Raw genomic sequence first — 19,380 nt, forward strand, 5'->3', positions numbered from 1 at the left:
TCGGCCGCGCAGGCGGTCCTGCGGGGTCAGTACCTCGCCGGAGCGGGGGAGGGACCGGGCCGGCAGGGTCCCCCGGGCGGGGGATCCCCGGCCGCGACGAGGCCCGTCTCGTACGCGCAGATCACGGCCTGGATCCGGTCCCTGAGTCCCAGCTTGGCGAGCACGTTGCCGACATGGGTCTTGACCGTGTGGTCGCTGATGACCAGCTCGGCGGCGATCTCGGTGTTCGACATGCCCCGCGCGAGCAGCAGCAGCGTCTCCCGCTCGCGCCCGGTCAGCACGTCCAGGCGGGGATCGGGCCGCGGTGGCCGGGTGTACTGCTCCACCAGGCGCCGGGCCACGGACGGCGCGAGCAGCGAGTCGCCGCGCGCCACCACCCGTACCGCGTGCACGAGGTCGTCGCGGCGGACGTCCTTCAGCAGGAAGCCGCTCGCCCCGGCGTGCAGCGCGTCGTACACGTACTCGTCGGAGTCGAAGGTCGTCAGCATCACCGTCCGGCAGTCGCCCATCGCGCTGATGGCGCGGCAGGCCTCGATGCCGTCCATGCGCGGCATCCGGATGTCGAGCAGGGCCACCTCGGGCTCGTGCCTGCGCACCGCGTCGACCGCCTCCGCGCCGTCGCCCGCCTCCGCGACCACCTCGATGTCCGGCTGGACGTCCAGGATCATCGCGAAACCGCTGCGCACCAGTTCCTGGTCGTCGGCGACCACCACACGGATCGTCAACGCGCCACCTCCACCGAGGGCGTCGACGTCGGCACGGACGACGGCACGGGGATGCTGACGCGCACCGAGAAGCCCCGCCCGTCGGGGCCGCGTCCCGTGACCGCCGTCCCCCCGTGCGCCGCCGCCCGCTCGCGGATCCCCACGAGTCCGTGGCCGCCGCCCGGACCGGCCTGCGGACCCCGTCCGTCGTCCGTCACGTCGATGTGCAAGTCGTCCTCCCCGTGGACCAGTAGTACGGACACGCTACGTGCCGCCGCGTGCCTGACCGTGTTCGTCAGCGCTTCCTGCACGATCCGGAAGACGGTCGCCTCGGTGGCCTCCGGCAGCGGGCGCGCGTCGCCCTGCGTCCCGTACACGACCTCCAGACCGCCGGCCCGTACCCGCTCCAGCAGTTCGGGGAGGTCGGTGAGGCGGGGCTGCGGCGCGCGCGTGGCGGCCGCCGGCTCGTCGTCCTCCCGCAGCACGCCCAGCATCCGGCGGAGCTGCGCCATGGCGTCCCGGCCCGTCGCGGAGATCGCGTCGAAGGCGGCCTCCGCCCTCTCCGGCGCGGCACGCACCGCCACCGGGCCGGCCTCCGCCTGCACGATCATCAGGCTCACCGCGTGGGAGAGGATGTCGTGCATCTCGCGTGCGATCCGGGCCCGTTCGCGTGCGGCGGCCTGCTCGGCCTCGATCAGGTTCGCCCGCTGACGGGCGTGGGTCAGCCGCCCGAAGACGTAGGCCGCCGCGAACACGAAGAGGCTGAAGGTCAGTTCGCGCAGGGAACGGGTGTTGAGCCACACCCCCACCGGCACGGCCATCAGCAGCAGGAGCGCGGCGGCCAGCCGGGCGCGCGGCGGGCAGAGCACGGCGATCGTGTAGACGATGACGAGCCCGGCGTACGGCAGCGGCTGCCCGGGCCCCTCGACGGCCAGTCCGTACAGGCCGGTGGTGGCCAGGAACACGAGCAGGACGGCGACCGGAGCGCGCCGGCGCCAGACCAGGGGGATCACGGTGATCGTGGTCAGTCCGTACGCGGACCAGGTCGCCGGTTCCATCCCGGGTGAGCGCGGGACCACGAACGGCATCGTCATCGCCGCCTGGACCAGCAGCGCGATCCCGAGGTCGGTCAGCAGCGGGTTGTCCGCCGCCAGCGCCCGGGCCCGCTCCCAGCGGTCCCTCACGTCCGCACGCACGCCCCTCACCCGAGCCTCCTCGTCGCGTCACCTGCTGCCGCCAGACGGTAACCGGCCCGCGGGGCCGCATCGCCACCGCGCTTGCCCGCACCGCGGCGCTCCGGGTCACGATTGCGTCTCGGCCACCCCCGGACCCCTTGCCATCCACTCGTGTAATCGTTTCCAATCCTCCGTGTAATCGATTCCACGAGGAGGTGGAACGACGATGGCGAGCATCAAGGACGTCGCCGCCGAGGCGGGGCTGTCCGTCGCGACGGTCTCGCGCGTCCTCAACGGCCACCCGTCGGTCAGTGCCGACGCACGCACGCGTGTGCTGGCCGCCGTCGAGGCGCTGGGCTACCGCCCGAACGCCGTCGCCCGGTCGCTGCGCACCGACACCACCCGCACCCTCGGCCTGGTCATCAGCGACGTGCTGAACCCGTACTTCACCGAGCTGGCCCGCTCCGTCGAGGAGGAGGCCCGCGCGCTCGGGTACAGCGTCATCATCGGCAACGCCGACGAGCGGCCCGATCTCCAGGACCACCACGTGACGACGCTGCTGGACCGGCGTATCGACGGGCTGCTCGTCTCCCCCACCGACGGCGGCTCGCCGCGGATGCTGGAGGCCGCGCGGGCCGGGACGCCCATGGTGTTCGTCGACCGGTGGATCCCGGGCGTGGACGTGCCCGTGGTCCGGTCGGACGGGCGTGAGGCCGTGCGGGACCTCGTGGCGCATCTGTACGGGCTCGGGCACCGGCGGCTGGCCATCATCGCCGGCCCGGCCGCCACCACCACCGGCCGGGAGCGCGTCGACGCCTTCCGGGAGGCGCTCGCCGCGTACGGCCTCGACCTCCCCGGCGCCTACATCGGCCAGGGCGACTTCCAGGCCGGCAGCGGGCGCCGGGTCACCGAGGGCTTCCTCGACCTGCCCGAGCCGCCCGAGGTCGTCTTCGCCGCCGACAACCTGATGGCGCTCGGCGCGCTGGACGCGGTCCGCGCACGCGGGCTGCGCGTGCCCGAGGACATCGCGCTGGCCGCGTTCGACGACGTCCGCTGGTTCGTGCACACCGATCCGCCGGTCACCGCGATCGCCCAGCCCACGGGCGAGCTGGGGCGGGCCGCCGTGCGCGCCCTGGTCGACCGCATCGAGGGACGGCCCGGCGAGTCCGTCACGCTCCCCGCCCGGCTCGTCGTCCGCCGCTCGTGCGGCGAGCGGGGCCCCACGCGGCCCCCGTCCCCCTCCCCCACCCGGTCCCCGTCCCCCGCACAGTCCCCGTCCCCCGTACGAAGGAGTACGTCGTGAGCAACCCGGACGAGTTGCTGCGCATCGAGGGCATCCGCAAGACCTTTCCCGGCGTGGTCGCGCTCGACGGTGTCGACTTCGACCTGCGCCGGGGTGAGGTCCACGTGCTGCTCGGTGAGAACGGCGCGGGCAAGAGCACCCTCATCAAGATGCTCTCCGGCGCCTACACGCCCGATGCCGGGCGGATCCTGGCCGGCGGCGAGGAGGTGCGCATCAACGGTGCGCAGGACTCCGAGCGCCTCGGGATCGCCACCATCTACCAGGAGTTCAACCTCGTCCCCGATCTGACGGTCGCCGAGAACATCTTCCTGGGGCGGCAGCCGCGCCGCCTGGGGATGATCGACCGGAAGAAGATGGACGCCGATGCGGCCGTCCTCCTGGAGCGGGTCGGCGTGAACGTCTCGCCCCGCACGCGGGTGCGTGAACTGGGCATCGCCCGGCTCCAGATGGTCGAGATCGCCAAGGCGCTCAGCCTGGACGCGCGCGTGCTCATCATGGACGAGCCGACCGCCGTGCTCACCTCCGAGGAGGTCGAGAAGCTGTTCGCCATCGTGCGGCGGCTGCGCGAGGACGGCGTCGGGATCGTCTTCATCACCCACCACCTGGAGGAGATCGCCGCCCTGGGCGACCGGGTCACCGTGATCCGTGACGGCAGGAGCGTCGGACAGGTGCCCGCCTCCACGCCCGAGGACGAGCTCGTACGGCTCATGGTCGGGCGGTCGATCGAGCAGCAGTACCCGCGCGAACGGCCCGAGACCGGCGAGGCACTGCTCAAGGTCGAGGGGCTGACGCGGGACGGCGTCTTCCACGACGTGAGCTTCGAGGTGCGCGCCGGTGAGGTCGTCGGCATCGCGGGCCTCGTCGGCGCCGGGCGGACGGAGGTCGTCCGGGCGGTGTTCGGCGCGGACCCGTACGACAAGGGCGCCGTGAAGGTCGCCGGCACGCAGTTGCGCCGGCACGACGTGAACGCCGCCATGGCGGCCGGCATCGGACTCGTCCCCGAGGACCGCAAGGGCCAGGGGCTGGTCCTCGACGCCTCCGTGGAGGAGAACCTCGGACTGGTCACCCTCAGGTCGGCCTCCCGCGCGGGGCTCGTCGACCTCAAGGGACAGCACGAGGCCGCGGCCCGGATCGCCGGGCAGCTCGGTGTGCGGATGGCGGGCCTCGGCCAGCACGTGCGCACCCTGTCCGGCGGCAACCAGCAGAAGGTCGTCATCGGCAAGTGGCTGCTGGCCAACACCAAGGTGCTGATCCTCGACGAGCCGACGCGCGGCATCGACGTCGGCGCCAAGGTCGAGATCTACCAGCTCATCAACGAACTGACCGCGCAGGGTGCCGCCGTCCTGATGATCTCCAGCGACCTGCCCGAGGTGCTCGGCATGAGCGACCGCGTGGTGGTCATGGCGCAGGGGCGCGTCGCCGGCGAACTCCCCGCCGAGGAGGCCACCCAGGACGCCGTGATGGCACTCGCCGTCAGCACCCCCCACAGCAATGGAACGGAGGGCCCCCGTGGCCACTGACACGCTCAAGAGCAAGCCGGGCGCGCAGGGCGCCACGGGCGGTGTGCGCCGCCTGCTGCTGGAGAACGGCGCGCTGACCGCGCTGATCGTCCTCGTCATCGCCATGTCGGCGCTGTCCGGGGACTTCCTGACCGCCGACAACCTGCTGAACGTCGGCGTCCAGGCCGCCGTGACCGCGATCCTCGCCTTCGGCGTCACCTTCGTGATCGTCTCGGCGGGCATCGACCTGTCGGTCGGCTCGGTCGCCGCGCTGTCGGCCACCGTGCTGGCGTGGAGCGCCACCGAGGCCGGGATGCCGGTCGTCCTGGCGGTGGTCCTGGCGGTCGCGACGGGCATCGCGTGCGGTCTGGTGAACGGTTTCCTCATCTCGTACGGGAAGCTGCCGCCGTTCATCGCCACGCTGGCCATGCTGTCGGTCGGCCGCGGTCTGTCCCTGGTCATCTCGCAGGGCTCGCCGATCACCTTCCCTGACTCGGTCTCGCACCTCGGCGACACGCTCGGCGGCTGGCTGCCGGTGCCGGTGCTCGTGATGGTCGTCATGGGCCTGATCACGGCGTTCGTCCTCGGCCGGACGTACATCGGCCGCTCCATGTACGCCATCGGCGGCAACGAGGAGGCCGCGCGGCTGTCCGGGCTGAAGGTGAAGAAGCAGAAGCTCGCCATCTACGCCTTCTCCGGGCTGTTCGCCGCCGCCGCGGGCATCGTGCTCGCCTCCCGGCTGTCCTCCGCGCAGCCGCAGGCCGCGCAGGGCTACGAGCTGGACGCCATCGCCGCGGTCGTCATCGGCGGCGCCTCGCTGGCGGGCGGCACCGGCAAGGCGTCGGGCACGCTGATCGGCGCGCTGATCCTGGCGGTGCTGCGCAACGGGCTGAACCTGCTGTCGGTCTCCGCGTTCTGGCAGCAGGTCGTCATCGGTGTCGTGATCGCGCTGGCGGTGCTGCTGGACACGGTGCGCCGCAAGGCGGGGGCGACCACGCCGGCGGCCGGGGCCTCCGGTGGCGGCAAGGGCAGGCAGGCGCTGACGTACGTGATCGCGGCGGTCGTCGCGGTGGCCGTCGTCGGTGCGACCTCGCTGCTGCACAGCGGCTCCTCCGACGGCAAGTCCCAGAAGATCGGCCTGTCGCTGTCGACGCTCAACAACCCGTTCTTCGTGCAGATCCGGGCCGGAGCGCAGGAGGAGGCGAAGAAGCTGGGCGTGGACCTGACGGTCACGGACGCGCAGAACGACGCCTCGCAGCAGGCCAACCAGCTGCAGAACTTCACCAGTGAGGGCCTGTCCTCGATCATCGTGAACCCGGTGGACTCCGACGCGGCCGGTCCCTCGGTGCGCGGGGCGAACAAGTCGGACATCCCCGTCGTCGCCGTGGACCGCGGCGTCAACAAGGCGGACACGTCCGCGCTGGTCGCCTCCGACAACGTCGAGGGCGGTGAGCTGGGCGCCAAGGCGCTCGCGGAGAAGCTGGGCGGCAAGGGCACCATCGTCATCCTCCAGGGCCAGGCCGGCACCTCCGCCAGCCGGGAGCGCGGGGCGGGCTTCGCGGCCGGTCTGAAGGCCTACCCCGGTATCAAGGTGGTCGCCAAGCAGCCCGCGGACTTCGACCGCACCAAGGGTCTGGACGTGATGACGAACCTGCTCCAGGCGCACCCGGACATCAAGGGCGTCTTCGCGGAGAACGACGAGATGGCGCTCGGCGCGATCAAGGCGCTGGGTTCCAAGGCCGGCAAGTCGGTCCAGGTCGTCGGCTTCGACGGTACGCCGGACGGGCTGAAGGCGGTCGAAGCGGGCACTTTGTTCGCGTCCGTCGCGCAGCAGCCGAAGGAACTGGGCAGGATCGCCGTGGACAACGCACTGCGGGCCGCCGAGGGCAAGCAGGTGAAGGAGATGGTGAAGGTGCCGGTGAAGGTGGTCACGAAGGACAACGTGGCCGGCTTCGACGGCTGACACACGGGGCACGGGCGGGCGGTCACGGCGACCGCCCGCTTCCTGTCATTGGGATCGGGGAGCGATTAATGTACGACTACGACCTCCTGGTCGTGGGGTCGGCCAATGCCGACCTGGTGATCGGTGTCGAGCGCCGGCCGGGTGCCGGCGAGACGGTGCTCGGCTCCGACCTGGCCGTCCACCCGGGCGGCAAGGGCGCGAACCAGGCGGTGGCCGCCGCCCGGCTCGGGGCCCGGACGGCTCTGCTGGCCCGGGTCGGCGACGACGACTACGGCCGGCTGCTGCTGGACTCGCAGCGGGCGGCGGGCGTCGATCCCGTGGGCGTCCTGGTGGGCGGGGCGCCGACCGGTGTCGCGCTGATCACGGTGGATCCCTCCGGGGACAACAGCATCGTGGTCTCGCCGGGCGCGAACGGCCGTCTGACACCGGAGGACGTCCGCGCCGCCGGGAGCCTCTTCCACGCCTCCCGGGTGGTCTCGGCGCAGTTGGAGATCCCGCTGGAGTCGGTCGTGGAGGTGGTGCGGAACCTGGCGCCGGACAGCCGTTTCGTGCTGAACCCGTCGCCTCCGCGTCCGCTGCCGCGCGAGGTGCTGGCGGCCTGCGACCCGCTGATCGTGAACGAGCACGAGGCGAAGGTGATCCTGGGCGAGTCCTGCGTCAGCGAGCGGCCCGAGGACTGGGCGGGGCTCCTGCTGGCCAAGGGGCCGCGCTCGGTGGTGGTGACGCTGGGCGCCGAGGGGGCGCTGGTGGCGTCCGCCGAGGGCGTCTGCCGGGTCCCGTCCGTGAAGGTGGAGGCCGTGGACACCACGGGCGCGGGCGACGCGTTCACGGCGGCGCTGGCCTGGCGGCTGGGCACGGGCGCCTCGCTCGCCGAGGCGGCGGCGTACGCGGCCCGGGTCGGGGCGGCGGCCGTCACGAGGGCGGGGGCGCAGGAGTCGTACCCGACGGCGGCGGAGGTCGAGGCGCTGTGAAGAGGGCCGGGATACTGAACCGCCATCTGTCCGGCGCGCTGGCCGAACTGGGCCACGGCGACGGGGTGCTGGTGTGCGACGCGGGCATGCCGATCCCCGGTGGCCCGCGGGTGGTGGACCTGGCGTTCCGGGCCGGGGTGCCGTCGTTCGCGGAGGTCCTGGACGGCCTGCTGGCCGAGCTGGTCATCGAGGGCGCGACGGCGGCGACGGAGGTCCGGGAGGCCAACGCGGAGACCGCGGCGCTCCTCGACGACTGCTTCCCCGGGCTGGAACTGGTCCCCCACGAGCGGCTGAAGGAGCTGTCGGCCCGGGCACGGCTGGTGGTGCGCACCGGGGAGGCCCGCCCGTACGCGAACGTGCTGCTGCGGTGCGGGGTCTTCTTCTGAGGCGACCCGGAACTTCGGGGGGCCAGGTCCACGACCTGGCCCCCTTGGGTTTTCCCCTCCCGTCAGAACCCCCGCGATCCCCCCGGATCCCCCCACCGGGTGTCCTGATGCCAAGTACGACCCGCGGGGGGCGGGAAGGGTTGCACGGGTGGGAAAAGATTCTTTTCCGGCTGTCCCGACCACCTCGCCCCGCGCCGGGAGCCCGCCATCTCGCCTCCGAAGGGCTTCTCGAACTCTGCTTCGCAGCCGCCCCATAGGATCATCTGTCCAATGAGTCCGGGCCATTGCCTGCTGCTGTCGAACAGGACGGGAAGATTCGCCATGGGGTTGCCAGACACACCAACCAGTCAGGGCACGAAGCCGGATTTGCGTGTGTCTGACGATGACCTGACCAAGCTCGCAGACGACCTCAACGACATGCAGGACCGTCGACGGAATGCTGACGCCGCTTGTCCAGGGCATCACTCAGCAGTCCAACAGTGAGTGGTACGGCGCCATGCGTACGTTCTGCAGCACGCTGTGGGGCACTTCGGCCTGGGGCAAGGAGCAGCACGGTTACAACTGGAAGAACGACAGCTTCGGCAGCCCAGGGGCGAACCATCCCGTCTTCGCAGTCCTGTTCGACACCTGCGAAGTGATGGTGGATGCCGTCTACCACTTCGCGAAGGCCGCCGAAGACGTGCGCGAGGATCTCCACCGGATCTACCGCAAAGCGGTCATCGACACTTTGCCTCAGATCGACTTGAGCGACGGAGTGGACCTCAAGGACGTCAAGAATCTGGGCAAAGGGCTGCTGAAATTCGGCAAGGGGCTGGTCACCGACCTGTCGTCGGGAATCGTCCTGAACCTTGACGAGCAGGCGATGAACAATGCGGTGACGGAGTACAACAACCGAATCGATCGCCAGACGCGTCGCCTCAAGGACCTGACCAGCGCTCTGGACGAGGCGCACAAAAGTGCCCCCTCCTTCAAGGCGGAGGAAGCCCGGGCGGAAGCGTTCGGTGCGCGTGCGCTGACGGATTTCAAGGGCAATCCCCTCTACACCGTCCCGGGAGACGACGAGTCGAAGCACAAATACCCCGTGGACTTGGCCAATCAGGAGGGTCTGGCGGGCGCTCACGTCATCGACAAGCACGTGGGCAAGACGGACGAGCAGTTGGAGCAGCGGCTCCGGGACCAGGCAAGACTGTACCCGGACGGGGTCACCAGGCCCATCGCCGTGTCCACGTTCAACAACCTGAACGAGGCACAGCGCTACACCCAGGCCGTGCTCGACGATCCCGACAACCAGCGCAAGATAGACCGGTGGCTGAGCAGAAATCCGACGCAGCCCAACCAGACGAGGAACATCGGCCTCGAATTCAGTCACCCCGTGGGCCGTTCCTGGGCACGCGGAGATCCACAGGCGCACGACTCCGACAAGGTGCTGGTCACTCTTCGGCCCGCTCCCGGCGGCCAACCACCATATGTTGTACTTACCGCAATGCCCAGCGACACCCTTCCCAACTCATGAACAGGAGCGCCGTGCCGGAGCAAGAACCCGTTGTCGACGCAGATTCCTGGAAATCCGCCGTACTCGATCTGTTCGGTGGGGGCTGGACCTTCGCACAGGTGGGGCCCAGGCGCCATGAAGACTGGCGCCGTGATGTGACCACGGTCATGGCTCTCAAGGCCACCGATCCACGGCGCTGGGCTTCACTCAATTACGCGCCCGAAGTCGACGAGAACCGCAGTGGTACGAATTCTCCGTTCTTTCCCTGGAGCCCCGAGGAGACCGGGAACTCCCTGCACGAGATCGGAGGAGAATCAGCCGGCCGGCTCCTGGTCGCGCTGCAAGGCGATATGTACCAGGCCGCCAACATCCCCGACTTCGAGCAGCGGAAGGAAACGCTGTTCAGGAGCTCACGGACGATCTTGTCGCGGTTCGGTGCCCACAGCCGCTTCTTCACGAACGCGGCCGAAGCCCACAGGAACCCCGACGCCGACCTCCTGAACCCCGACGCAGAGTGGGACTGTCTTTCCGTCTACACCACTGACTGTGGGCTCGTCGCCGTGTCCGATACGGAAATCGGCGTCTTCTGGGCGTTCTGGGAAGACTGAAGGGACCCCACCTTGCGCACCCGCTCCGCCACCTACCCCGATCACGAGACCGCCCAGTGGGCCACCCAGCAGGTCGTGAATGCCAACGAGCACGTCATCCACCGCTGGCTGGCCCAGTCCACGCGGTCACGTCTGACCATCGAGGCGTCGTGGCCCACTCGCAGCGAGCCGGTGGGACGCGTTCTGCTGCAGGCCATGATGCTCGCGGGGCGCGATCCCGTCGACGTACGCGCGGCCCGGGTCATCCTCAGACGGGATCCCGCGCACCCGCACGGTTTCACCGTCCACGCAACGTTTCCCGTCTATCTGTAGAGGGCCCGCCATGCCTCTGAGCCCTATCGATCACGACCGCCGCTACGGGGAACTGGAGCAGGTGCTCCGGGCTTACACCGGGCAACCCGCCGACGACACTCCGGACCGGGCCGGCCAGGCCTTGACGGCGTACCTCCGTCAGACCTGGCACAGCCGGCCGTGGGCGCTGGCGATCGCCGAGCATCAGCTTCGCGAGTACGCGGAACATCCACCGGGCCGGTTGCGGCTGAAACTCGGAGAGTTCCACGCGGTCCCGGATGTGGGCCTGGCCGGCGATGAGATCCAGCGGTGGCTGCGCTGCCTCGCCGACCACGTCAGACGCAGCATCGAGGAAGGTGACGTGCCGCCCCCGTCGGTACCCACGACGCACTGGGAGTGGCACGCTCGGTTCCCCGAGACCGGGCAGTTCCTGGGCGGCTGGTTCTCACAGGAGATGCCGGACGAGTTCACCAGCCACGACGAGGCGGTGGAGAACTACCGGTCCTCCACCGACCCGCACCTTGTGGCGCGCCTCGTCGGTGAGCTGCACGAGCTGTTCACCCTCGGCCTGGACGAGTCCGGTCACGCCCTGGCGGTCACCGAACTGGGCATGGAGGTCGACCCGCCGGCGCCGTACGGCATCGACGGGTGGCTGACGCTGGTGGCCGAGCGCCTCGGCGCGCCACGCGGCGAGTACCGGCCCGGACCCCAGGGAGACACAGCTTTCTGAGGCCGGGTCCGTACCGGGCCCGGGCGCATCCCCGCCACGCTAGGCGGCGTGCTCCGCGAACCGCTCCGCCGTCTCCGCCAGTACCTCCCGTCCGTCGCGGGCCCACAGGGCCTCGTTGAAGAGTTCGACCTCGATCGGGCCGGTGTAGCCGGCGGCCTCCACGTAGCCCTTCCACTCCCGCATGTCGATCGCGCCGTCGCCGATCTGGCCGCGGCCGTTGAGGACGCCCTCCGGCAGGGGGGTGGTCCAGTCGGCGAGCTGGAAGGTGTGGATGCGGCCGGCCGCGCCCGCCCGGGCGATCTGGCGCGGCGCCTGGTCGTCCCACCAGATGTGGTACGTGTCGACCGTGACGCCGACCTGCTCGGCGGGGAAGCGTTCGGCGATGTCCAGGGCCTGGGTGAGGGTGGAGACCACGCAGCGGTCGGAGGCGTACATCGGGTGCAGGGGCTCGATGGCGAGGCGGACACCGCGCTCGGCCGCGTAGGGGCCGAGGATCGCGAGGGCGTCCGCGATGCGCTCCCGGGCCCCGTGCAGGTCCCTGCTGTCGAAGGGGAGCCCGCCGGAGACCAGCACCAGCGTGTCCGTGCCGAGCGTGGCGGCCTCGTCGATCGCGGCGTGGTTGTCGCCCAGGGCCTCGGCCCGTTCGACGGGGTCGATCGCGGTGAGGAAGCCGCCCCGGCACAGGGTGGTGACGGTCAGGCCCGCGTCCCGCATCAGCTTGGCGGCGGCCTCCACGCCGTACCTCTGCACCGGTTCGCGCCACAGGCCGACGTTCCTGACGCCCAGTTCCCGGCAGGCGTCGGCCAGTTCCGGCAGCGACAGCTGCTTGACCGTCATCTGGTTGATGGAGAAGCGCTCCAGGGCCTCGTTCACGGGGTCACTCCGTACAGGTTCAGCAGGGTTCGCATGCGTTCCTCCGCCAGTTTCGGGTCCGGGAACAGGCCGAGGCCGTCGGCGAGTTCGTAGGCGCGGGCGAAGTGCGGCAGGGAGCGGGCCGACTGCAGGCCGCCGACCATCGTGAAGTGGGACTGGTGGCCGGCGAGCCACGCCAGGAACACCACGCCCGTCTTGTAGAAGCGGGTCGGGGCCTGGAAGAGGTGGCGGGAGAGTTCCACGGTGGGGTCGAGGAGGGACCGGAAGCCGTCGACGTCCCCCGTGTCCAGGACGCGCACCGCCTGGGCCGCCAGCGGGCCGAGCGGGTCGAAGATGCCGAGCAGGGCGTGGCTGAAGCCCTGGTCGTCGCCGGCGATCAGTTCGGGGTAGTTGAAGTCGTCGCCGGTGTAGCAGCGCACGCCCTGCGGGAGGCGGCGGCGCAGGTCGATCTCCCGTTGGGCGTCCAGGAGGGAGACCTTGATGCCGTCGACCTTGTCGGGGTGGGCGGCGATGACCTCCAGGAAGGTGTCCGTCGCCGTGTCGAGGTCGGGCGAGCCCCAGTAGCCTTCCAGGGCCGGGTCGAACATCGGGCCGAGCCAGTGCAGGATCACCGGTTCGGCGGCCTGGCGCAGCAGGTGGCCGTAGACCTCCAGGTAGTCCTCGGGGCCGCGTGCCGTGGCCGCGAGGGCGCGGGAGGCCATCAGGATGGCCTGGGCGCCCGCCTCCTCGACGACGGTGAGCTGCTCCTCGTACGCGGCCCTGACCTCGCCGGGCGTGCCGGCGGCGAGCTGGTCGGTGCCGACGCCGCAGGCGATGCGGCCGCCGACGGCCTTCGCCTCGGCGGCGGACCGGCGGATCAGTTCCGCCGCGCCCGCCCAGTCCAGGCCCATGCCGCGCTGGGCGGTGTCCATGGCCTCGGCGACGCCGAGCCCGTGGGACCACAGGTGGCGGCGGAAGGCGAGGGTGGCGTCCCAGTCGACGGCGGCGGGGCCGTCGGGTGTGGTGTCCGCGTACGGGTCGGCGACGACGTGCGCGGCCGAGAAGACCGTACGGGAGGTGAAAGCGCTTCCCGGGGTGAGGGCGAGGGGTTCGGTGCGGGGTTCGTAGGCCCGCAGGCTTCCGTTCGCGTCGGGCAGGTGGAGGGTCACAGGGCGATCTCCGGCACGTCGAGGCGGCGGCCCTCGGCCGAGGACTTCAGGCCCAGCTCGGCGAGCTGGACGCCGCGGGCGCCGGCCAGCAGGTCCCAGTGGTAGGGGGCGTCGGCGTAGACGTGCTTGAGGAACAGCTCCCACTGGGCCTTGAAGCCGTTGTCGAACTCGCCGTTGTCCGGGACCTCCTGCCACTGGTCGCGGAAGACCTCGGTGGCGGGGATGTCCGGGTTCCAGACCGGCTTGGGGGTGGCGGAGCGGTGCTGGACGCGGCAGTTCCTCAGTCCGGCCACCGCCGAGCCCTCGGTGCCGTCGACCTGGAACTCGACGAGTTCGTCGCGGTTGACGCGGACGGCCCAGGAGGAGTTGATCTGGGCGATCGCGCCGCCCTCGAGCTCGAAGATGCCGTACGCCGCGTCGTCGGCGGTGGCGTCGTAGGGCTTGCCGTTCTCGTCCCAGCGCTGCGGGATGTGGGTGGCGGTGAGGGCCTGGACGGACTTCACGCGGCCGAACAGCTCGTGGAGCACGTACTCCCAGTGCGGGAACATGTCGACGACGATGCCGCCGCCGTCCTCGGTGCGGTAGTTCCACGAGGGGCGCTGGGCGGACTGCCAGTCGCCCTCGAAGACCCAGTAGCCGAACTCGCCGCGCACGGAGAGGATGCGGCCGAAGAAGCCGCCGTCGATGAGGCGCTTGAGCTTGAGCAGGCCGGGGAGGAAGAGCTTGTCCTGGACGACGCCGTGCTTGATGCCGGCCCCGTTCGCGAGGCGGGCCAGCTCCAGGGCGCCGTCGAGGCCGGTCGCGGTCGGCTTCTCGGTGTAGATGTGCTTGCCGGCGGCGATCGCCTTCCTGATCGCCTCCTCGCGGGCCGAGGTCACCTGGGCGTCGAAGTAGATCTCGACGCTCTCGTCGGCGAGGACGGCGTCCACGTCCGTCGAGACGTGCTCCAGGCCGTGCCGCTCCGCCAGTTCCCTCAGCGCGTGCTCCCGGCGGCCGACCAGGACCGGCTCCGGCCACAGCACGGTGCCGCCGCCGAGGTCGAGGCCGCCCTGTTCGCGGATGGCCAGGATGGAGCGGACGAGGTGCTGGCGGTAGCCCATGCGCCCGGTCACACCGTTCATGGCGATACGCACCGTCTTGCGTGTCACGTCATTCCCTTCGTACGGGTCGTACGCGGTCCGCGCGCCGCATACGACCCACCGGTCACGGGGTGACTGGTGAGCGACACAGCAAGCGCTTTCTATGCATAACGAAGCTAGCCTGTGCACGGCGGCCCGGACAAGACCGTGACGCGGGCGAGTTGTTCGAGCAGGCGAACAACGGCGCGAGACGGCCGTAGGGTCGGCACGGAACCGCGGTCAGGCGCGGGTCCGTGGACGGAGGACGTACGAGGTCGTACGGGGACGTACGGGGTCGTACGAGGACGTGCGACGAGACGGCGCACGGCGGATGCGCGACCGGAGGACGAGGACATGACGGTGACCCTGGCGGACGTGGCGGCCCGCGCCCAGGTCTCCCCCGCGACGGTGTCGCGCGTGCTGAACGGGAACTATCCCGTGGCCGCCTCCACCCGCGAGCGGGTGCTGAAGGCGGTCGACGAACTGGACTACGTGCTCAACGGGCCCGCGAGCGCGCTCGCCGCCGCCACGTCCGACCTGGTCGGGATCCTGGTCAACGACATCGCCGACCCGTTCTTCGGGATCATGGCGGGCGCGATCCAGTCGGAGATCGGGGGGCCGGGTGGCAGGGCGGGCGGGGAGAGACTCGCCGTGGTCTGCAACACCGGCGGCTCCCCGGAGCGCGAACTGACCTACCTGACCCTGCTGCAACGGCAGCGTGCGGCGGCCGTGGTGCTGACCGGCGGGGCGGTGGAGGACGCGGTGCACAAGGCGGCCGTCGCGGCGAAGCTGCGCAAGCTGGCGGAGGCCGGGACGCGGGTGGTGCTGTGCGGGCGGCCGCCGGCGCCGGAGACCGGGGCGGTCGCGCTGACGTTCGACAACCGAGGGGGCGGACGGGAGCTGACCGAGCACCTGCTCGGGCTCGGGCACCGGCGGCTCGGCTACATCGCCGGGCCGGAGGAACGGACCACCACGCGCCACCGCCTGGAGGGCCACCGCGCCGCGCTCGCCGCGCACGGGGTCGAGGAGGATCCGCGCTGGACGGTCCACGGCCGCTACGACCGGCAGTCCGGCTACGAGGCCACGCTCGAACTCCTGCGCAGGGACCCGACGCTGACGGCCGTCGTCGCCGCCAACGACTCCGTCGCGCTGGGGGCGTGCGCGGCGCTGCGGGACTCCGGGCTGCGGATCCCGGGCGACGTGTCGGTCGCCGGGTTCGACGACCTGCCGTTCAGCATCGACGCGGTACCCGCGCTGACGACGGTACGGCTGCCGCTCGCGGAGGCGGGCGCGCGGGCCGGCCGCATCGCGATGGGCCGCGAGGAACCACCGCCGGGCGGAATCGCGACGGTACGGGGCGAGCTGATGGTCCGGGGATCCTCCGGGGCGCCTCGGGGGTGAGGCCGGGGCCCGCGGCCGGGACCGTCGCCGGGGTCGGTGAGCGGCCACGCTGACGGACGCGCCGGCGCCTGCGGGGGGCGCTGGGCAGGGCCGGGGTCGTCGCCGGGGATCGGCGCCGGGGGTCGGCGAGCGGCCACGCCGGCCGGCGTCCGACGTCTGCGGGCCGCGCCGGAACGGGCCGGACGGCCAGGGGCCGTTCGCCGGTGCCGCCGGACGGTCGGCTCTCGGCACCTGCGGGCCGCGGGACGAGGCCGGGCGGCCGGGGATCGCCGTCGGGTGCGGCCCTGTCAGTGCCGCCGGGCCGCACCGACGGGCCGGGTGGCCGGGGGCCGTTCGCCGATGCCGACGGGTGGCCACCGACGCCCCGCGCCGCGGGCCGCCCTCCGTGTCGCCGGGCGGCCGTAACGGTGGGGTCGGGGTCGTCAGGGAGCGGGGTTGTTGTGGGCGTGGACGGGTGGGGGTGTGGCCGTTTAGGGTCGGAGACAGGGAATCTCTGACTCAGTCAGAGGTGGTTCGATCGAGGGGCCGATCGCTATGACCGTGCAGGACGTCCGTGCCTTCAACCGCTTCTACACGAATCTCATCGGCGCTCTCGACTACAGCCGGCACCTGTACGCGCCGTACACCCTCACCGAGTCCCGCGTCGTCTACGAGCTCGCCCACTCCCCCCGCACCGACGCCGCCGACCTGCGGGCGGCGCTCTCGCTGGACGCGGGGTATCTGAGCCGGATCCTGAACAGGTTCGAGCGGGACGGCCTCGTCGAGCGGGCCCCGTCGGGCGACGATCCGCGCCGCACGCGCGTCACGCTCACCGCGCGCGGCCGGGAGGTCGCCGGCGTGCTGGACGAGCGGTCGACGGAAGCGGTCGGCTCGCTGCTGTCCACCGTGCCGGCCGCCGAGCGCACCCGGCTCGCCGAGGCGATGCGGACCGTCCGCGAGATCTTCTCCGACGGGCGCCGGCCCGACCGCGACGACGTGGTGCTGCGCGAGCCGGTCCCGGGCGACCTGGGCTGGATCGTGCAGCGCAACGCCGCGCTGTACGCCGCCGAGTTCGGCTGGAACGCCGAGTACGAGGGTCTGGTCGCCCGGATCGTGGCGGACTACGCCGAGGACCACGACCCGCGCACGGAGCGGGTGTGGATCGCCGAGCTGCACGGACGGCCGGTGGGATGCGTGATGTGCGTACGGGACGACGCCCCGGCGACGGCCCGGCTGCGCCTGCTGCTGGTGGACCCGGAGGCCCGCGGGCTCGGCATCGGCGACCGGCTCGTCACCGCGGTCGTCGGCTTCGCGCGGGACGCAGGCTACCGGCACCTGGTCCTGTGGACCAACGACGTCCTGTCCGCCGCCCGCCGCGTCTACCGGCGCCACGGCTTCACCCTCGTCGCCGAGAAGCCCCACCACTCCTTCGGCAAGGACCTGGTCGGCCAGGACTGGCGGCTGGACCTGGCCGCGACACGGGAGTGACCGGCGCCGCAGCGGGTACTGTCGCTCCCCATGAAGCTGGCGTTCTCCACTCTCGGTGTCCCCGGCCTGCCCCTGACCGACGTGCTGCGGCTCGCGACCGCGCACGGCTACCACGGCGTCGAACTGCGCGCCCATCCCGAGGAACCGGTGCACCCGGGTCTGACCCCGGACGAACGGGCCGCCGTCGCGGCCGAGTTCAAGGCGGCGGGCGTCGAGGTCCTGGGCGTGGCGGGATACGCGCGGGTGGCCGCGCCGGGCGACGACGAGCCCGTGCTCGCCGAGATCCGCGGCCTCCTCGACCTGGCCCGCGACCTGGGCGCCCCGTACATCCGGGTCTTCCCCGGCGGCGGCACCGCGCAGAGCCCCGAGGAGGCCGACGCGACGGCCGCCCGGCGCCTGGGCACGGCCGCCGAGTACGCCGCCGGCCTCGGCGTGAACATCCTGCTGGAGACCCACGACTCGCACCGCACCGGCGCCGACGCGACGCGGATCCTCGGCCTGGTCGGGCACGGCCGGGTCGGCGCCCTGTGGGACGTCATGCACACCTGGCTGGGCGGCGAGCAGCCCTCGGAGAGCTACGCGGCCCTGTCCCCGTACCTCGGTTACGTCCAGGTCAAGGACATCGCCTCCGCCGAGGACACCACGCCGCTGCCGCTGGGCGCCGGCATCCTGCCACTCGCCGAGGTGGTGGACGTCCTCTCCCGCCACGGCTGGGACGGCTGGCTGTGCTGGGAGTACGAGAAGCGGTGGTACGAGGCCGCTGCCCCGCTGCCCGGCCTGCTGGGCCCGGGGCGCGAGCACCTCGCCCGGCTGCTCAGCGATTCGGCGTGAGCGGCACGGAGGCGTCCAGGCACCAGTCGAGCACCGCGGGCCAAGGGCCGTAACCGGCGTCCAGGTCCAGGTGCGCGGCACCGGGCAGGATGTCGGTGGGGAGGCCGAGCGGGTCGCCGAAGACCGTGCGGGCCCCTTCCGGGCAGTACGGGTCGTCGTCGCCGGCGACGAGGCGGGTGGGGCCGGGCAGGACGAGGCCGTCGAGCGACGGCGGGGTGAACGCGGTGACCTCCGGGTGCCGGGCGAGCACCGAGGCGGACGGCGGTGCGACGAGCAGCACCCGGTCCACGGAGCCCGGCCCGTCGATGCCCCGTGCGACGGCGTGCAGCCACAGCAGGGCGGAGGCGCTGTGCGCGACGACGACGCGTTCGGTGCCCTCGGGCAGGGCCTTCAGGTGCCGGGTCGCCTCGTCGAGCCACACGTCCATGGCGGGGTCGTCGGGGTCGGGCAGCTGCGGGTAGGTGACGTGGTGTCCGCGTGCGGTGAGGCGGTCGGCCAGCCAGTGCTGCCAGTGCTTCTCGGGGCGGTGGTTCTGCCAGCCGTGGAGGATCAGGTAGGCGGTCATGGGCCGATGCTGTCCGATCATCCGTTCCGTGCGCCAGTCATACCCGGCTCCCGCTCCGCGTCCGGCGCGCGGCCAGCCGGCTCTCCAGCCGGTCGCGGCAGGCCGGCCACTCCGCCGCCGTGACCGAGTAGATCGCGGAGTCGCGCAGGCGGCCGTCCTCGCCCGGCGCCCAGGAGCGGGACCAGTTGCGCAGGACGCCCTCGAAGCGGGCGCCGGCCGCCTCGATCGCGGCGCGGGAGCGGCTGTTGCGGGCGTCGGTCTTCAGGTCGACCCGGGACACGCCCCACGCCTCGAAGGCGTGGCGGAACAGCAGCAGCTTGGCCTCGGTGTTCACGCCGGTGCCCTGGGCCGAGCGGGCGAGCCAGGTGAAGCCGACCTCGACGGCGTCGAGCCGGTCCTCGGAGAGCCAGGACCGCGGCTCCCAGTAGGACGTGGCACCGACCGCCCTGCCGGTGGCGAGGGATATCTGGGCGTAGGGCGCGAGCCGGCCGGCGGCGGCCCGGGCGAGCTGGGCGTCGATGTAGGCGCCGACCTCGTCGGCCCTCGGCACCCATGTGTAGGCGTAGGTGTCCCGGTCCTCCTCCGCGGCCACGGCCAGGTCGGCGGCGTGCCGGTGGCCGAGGGGTTCCAGCCGGACGAGCGTGCCTTCGAGGGGCGGTCCCTGCAATGTGAACGTCACCGGCCGAATTCTTCCGCCGGCACGGGAGCCCGTCGACCGACTTTTCCGGAGGCCGGTGCGGGGTCCGAGGTGGGGGCCGGAGACGAAGCCGGGGCCGCCCCCGAAGCCGGGGGCGAAGCCACGGCCGAGACCGGACCCGGAGCCGAGGCCGGACCCGGAGCCACACCCGCAGCCGG

At 72.0% G+C, this 19,380-nt stretch carries 19 protein-coding genes; 12 read left to right on the plus strand and 7 right to left on the minus strand.

What is annotated here, in order from left to right:
* Window positions 1-26: 26 nt before the first annotated feature.
* The gene (locus H0H10_RS02470; RefSeq protein ID WP_188179115.1) at window positions 27-725 is read right to left on the minus strand and encodes a response regulator; all 699 of its coding nucleotides are present in this window, start codon (window positions 723-725) and stop codon (window positions 27-29) included.
* Window positions 722-1,909, minus strand: coding sequence for a sensor histidine kinase (locus H0H10_RS02475; protein WP_309141714.1), 1,188 nt, complete (start codon window positions 1,907-1,909; stop codon window positions 722-724). Before H0H10_RS02475 ends, H0H10_RS02470 begins: the two co-directional genes overlap by 4 nt.
* Window positions 1,910-2,105: 196 nt before the next feature.
* Between H0H10_RS02475 and H0H10_RS02480 the strand changes: the two genes are divergently transcribed.
* The 9 genes from H0H10_RS02480 to H0H10_RS02520 all read left to right on the plus strand — a co-directional run bounded on the left by H0H10_RS02480 (window position 2,106) and on the right by H0H10_RS02520 (window position 11,122).
* The gene (locus H0H10_RS02480) at window positions 2,106-3,182 is read left to right on the plus strand and encodes a LacI family DNA-binding transcriptional regulator (protein ID WP_188179116.1); all 1,077 of its coding nucleotides are present in this window, start codon (window positions 2,106-2,108) and stop codon (window positions 3,180-3,182) included.
* Entirely contained in the window at window positions 3,179-4,702 is a 1,524-nt protein-coding gene (locus H0H10_RS02485; RefSeq protein ID WP_188179117.1) for a sugar ABC transporter ATP-binding protein, read from the plus strand. The genes H0H10_RS02480 and H0H10_RS02485 overlap by 4 nt, the downstream gene beginning before the upstream one ends.
* A complete protein-coding gene (locus H0H10_RS02490) occupies window positions 4,692-6,644 on the plus strand; it encodes an ABC transporter permease/substrate-binding protein (protein WP_188179118.1) in 1,953 nt (650 codons plus the stop codon). The genes H0H10_RS02485 and H0H10_RS02490 overlap by 11 nt, the downstream gene beginning before the upstream one ends.
* 68 nt (window positions 6,645-6,712) lie before the next feature.
* On the plus strand, window positions 6,713-7,615 hold the full coding sequence (locus H0H10_RS02495; RefSeq protein ID WP_188179119.1) for a ribokinase: 903 nt from the start codon (window positions 6,713-6,715) through the stop codon (window positions 7,613-7,615).
* Window positions 7,612-8,001, plus strand: a complete 390-nt coding sequence (rbsD, locus tag H0H10_RS02500) for a D-ribose pyranase (RefSeq protein WP_188179120.1) — start codon at window positions 7,612-7,614, stop codon at window positions 7,999-8,001. Before H0H10_RS02495 ends, rbsD begins: the two co-directional genes overlap by 4 nt.
* A 436-nt stretch (window positions 8,002-8,437) precedes the next feature.
* Complete coding sequence (locus H0H10_RS02505) at window positions 8,438-9,514, plus strand: RNase A-like domain-containing protein (protein WP_188179121.1); 1,077 nt, start codon at window positions 8,438-8,440, stop codon at window positions 9,512-9,514.
* Complete coding sequence (locus H0H10_RS02510; RefSeq protein ID WP_188179122.1) at window positions 9,511-10,101, plus strand: hypothetical protein; 591 nt, start codon at window positions 9,511-9,513, stop codon at window positions 10,099-10,101. Before H0H10_RS02505 ends, H0H10_RS02510 begins: the two co-directional genes overlap by 4 nt.
* 12 nt (window positions 10,102-10,113) lie before the next feature.
* Entirely contained in the window at window positions 10,114-10,413 is a 300-nt protein-coding gene (locus H0H10_RS02515) for an RNase A-like domain-containing protein (protein WP_188179123.1), read from the plus strand.
* Window positions 10,414-10,423: 10 nt separating this feature from the next.
* A complete protein-coding gene (locus H0H10_RS02520) occupies window positions 10,424-11,122 on the plus strand; it encodes a contact-dependent growth inhibition system immunity protein (RefSeq protein WP_188179124.1) in 699 nt (232 codons plus the stop codon).
* A gap of 39 nt (window positions 11,123-11,161) precedes the next feature.
* Here H0H10_RS02520 and H0H10_RS02525 read toward each other — a convergent pair whose 3' ends face one another.
* The 3 genes from H0H10_RS02525 to H0H10_RS02535 are packed head-to-tail and all read right to left on the minus strand — an operon-like array spanning window position 11,162 to window position 14,291.
* Window positions 11,162-11,959, minus strand: a complete 798-nt coding sequence (locus H0H10_RS02525; protein ID WP_188179134.1) for a sugar phosphate isomerase/epimerase family protein — start codon at window positions 11,957-11,959, stop codon at window positions 11,162-11,164.
* Between the two features lie 32 nt (window positions 11,960-11,991).
* Window positions 11,992-13,143: a dihydrodipicolinate synthase family protein gene (locus tag H0H10_RS02530; protein WP_188179125.1), complete on the minus strand. Its 1,152-nt coding sequence runs from the start codon at window positions 13,141-13,143 to the stop codon at window positions 11,992-11,994.
* Entirely contained in the window at window positions 13,140-14,291 is a 1,152-nt protein-coding gene (locus tag H0H10_RS02535) for a Gfo/Idh/MocA family protein (RefSeq protein ID WP_188179126.1), read from the minus strand. Before H0H10_RS02535 ends, H0H10_RS02530 begins: the two co-directional genes overlap by 4 nt.
* A 324-nt stretch (window positions 14,292-14,615) precedes the next feature.
* Between H0H10_RS02535 and H0H10_RS02540 the strand changes: the two genes are divergently transcribed.
* The 3 genes from H0H10_RS02540 (at window position 14,616) to H0H10_RS02550 (ending at window position 17,960) form a co-directional block, all read left to right on the plus strand.
* Complete coding sequence (locus tag H0H10_RS02540) at window positions 14,616-15,662, plus strand: LacI family DNA-binding transcriptional regulator (protein WP_188179127.1); 1,047 nt, start codon at window positions 14,616-14,618, stop codon at window positions 15,660-15,662.
* Between the two features lie 534 nt (window positions 15,663-16,196).
* The gene (locus tag H0H10_RS02545; RefSeq protein WP_188179128.1) at window positions 16,197-17,129 is read left to right on the plus strand and encodes a bifunctional helix-turn-helix transcriptional regulator/GNAT family N-acetyltransferase; all 933 of its coding nucleotides are present in this window, start codon (window positions 16,197-16,199) and stop codon (window positions 17,127-17,129) included.
* Window positions 17,130-17,159: 30 nt separating this feature from the next.
* Window positions 17,160-17,960 carry a sugar phosphate isomerase/epimerase family protein gene (locus H0H10_RS02550; protein WP_188179129.1) on the plus strand — a complete coding sequence of 267 codons (801 nt, stop codon included), beginning with the start codon at window positions 17,160-17,162 and terminating at the stop codon, window positions 17,958-17,960.
* Here the strand turns inward: H0H10_RS02550 and H0H10_RS02555 are convergent.
* Window positions 17,944-18,525 carry an RBBP9/YdeN family alpha/beta hydrolase gene (locus H0H10_RS02555; RefSeq protein ID WP_188179130.1) on the minus strand — a complete coding sequence of 194 codons (582 nt, stop codon included), beginning with the start codon at window positions 18,523-18,525 and terminating at the stop codon, window positions 17,944-17,946. The genes H0H10_RS02550 and H0H10_RS02555 overlap by 17 nt on opposite strands.
* Window positions 18,526-18,562: 37 nt before the next feature.
* Complete coding sequence (locus tag H0H10_RS02560; RefSeq protein ID WP_188179131.1) at window positions 18,563-19,204, minus strand: GNAT family N-acetyltransferase; 642 nt, start codon at window positions 19,202-19,204, stop codon at window positions 18,563-18,565.
* Window positions 19,205-19,380: the final 176 nt, after the last annotated feature.

This window comes from Streptomyces griseicoloratus, from assembly GCF_014534645.1.
Lineage (GTDB): Bacteria > Actinomycetota > Actinomycetes > Streptomycetales > Streptomycetaceae > Streptomyces > Streptomyces griseicoloratus.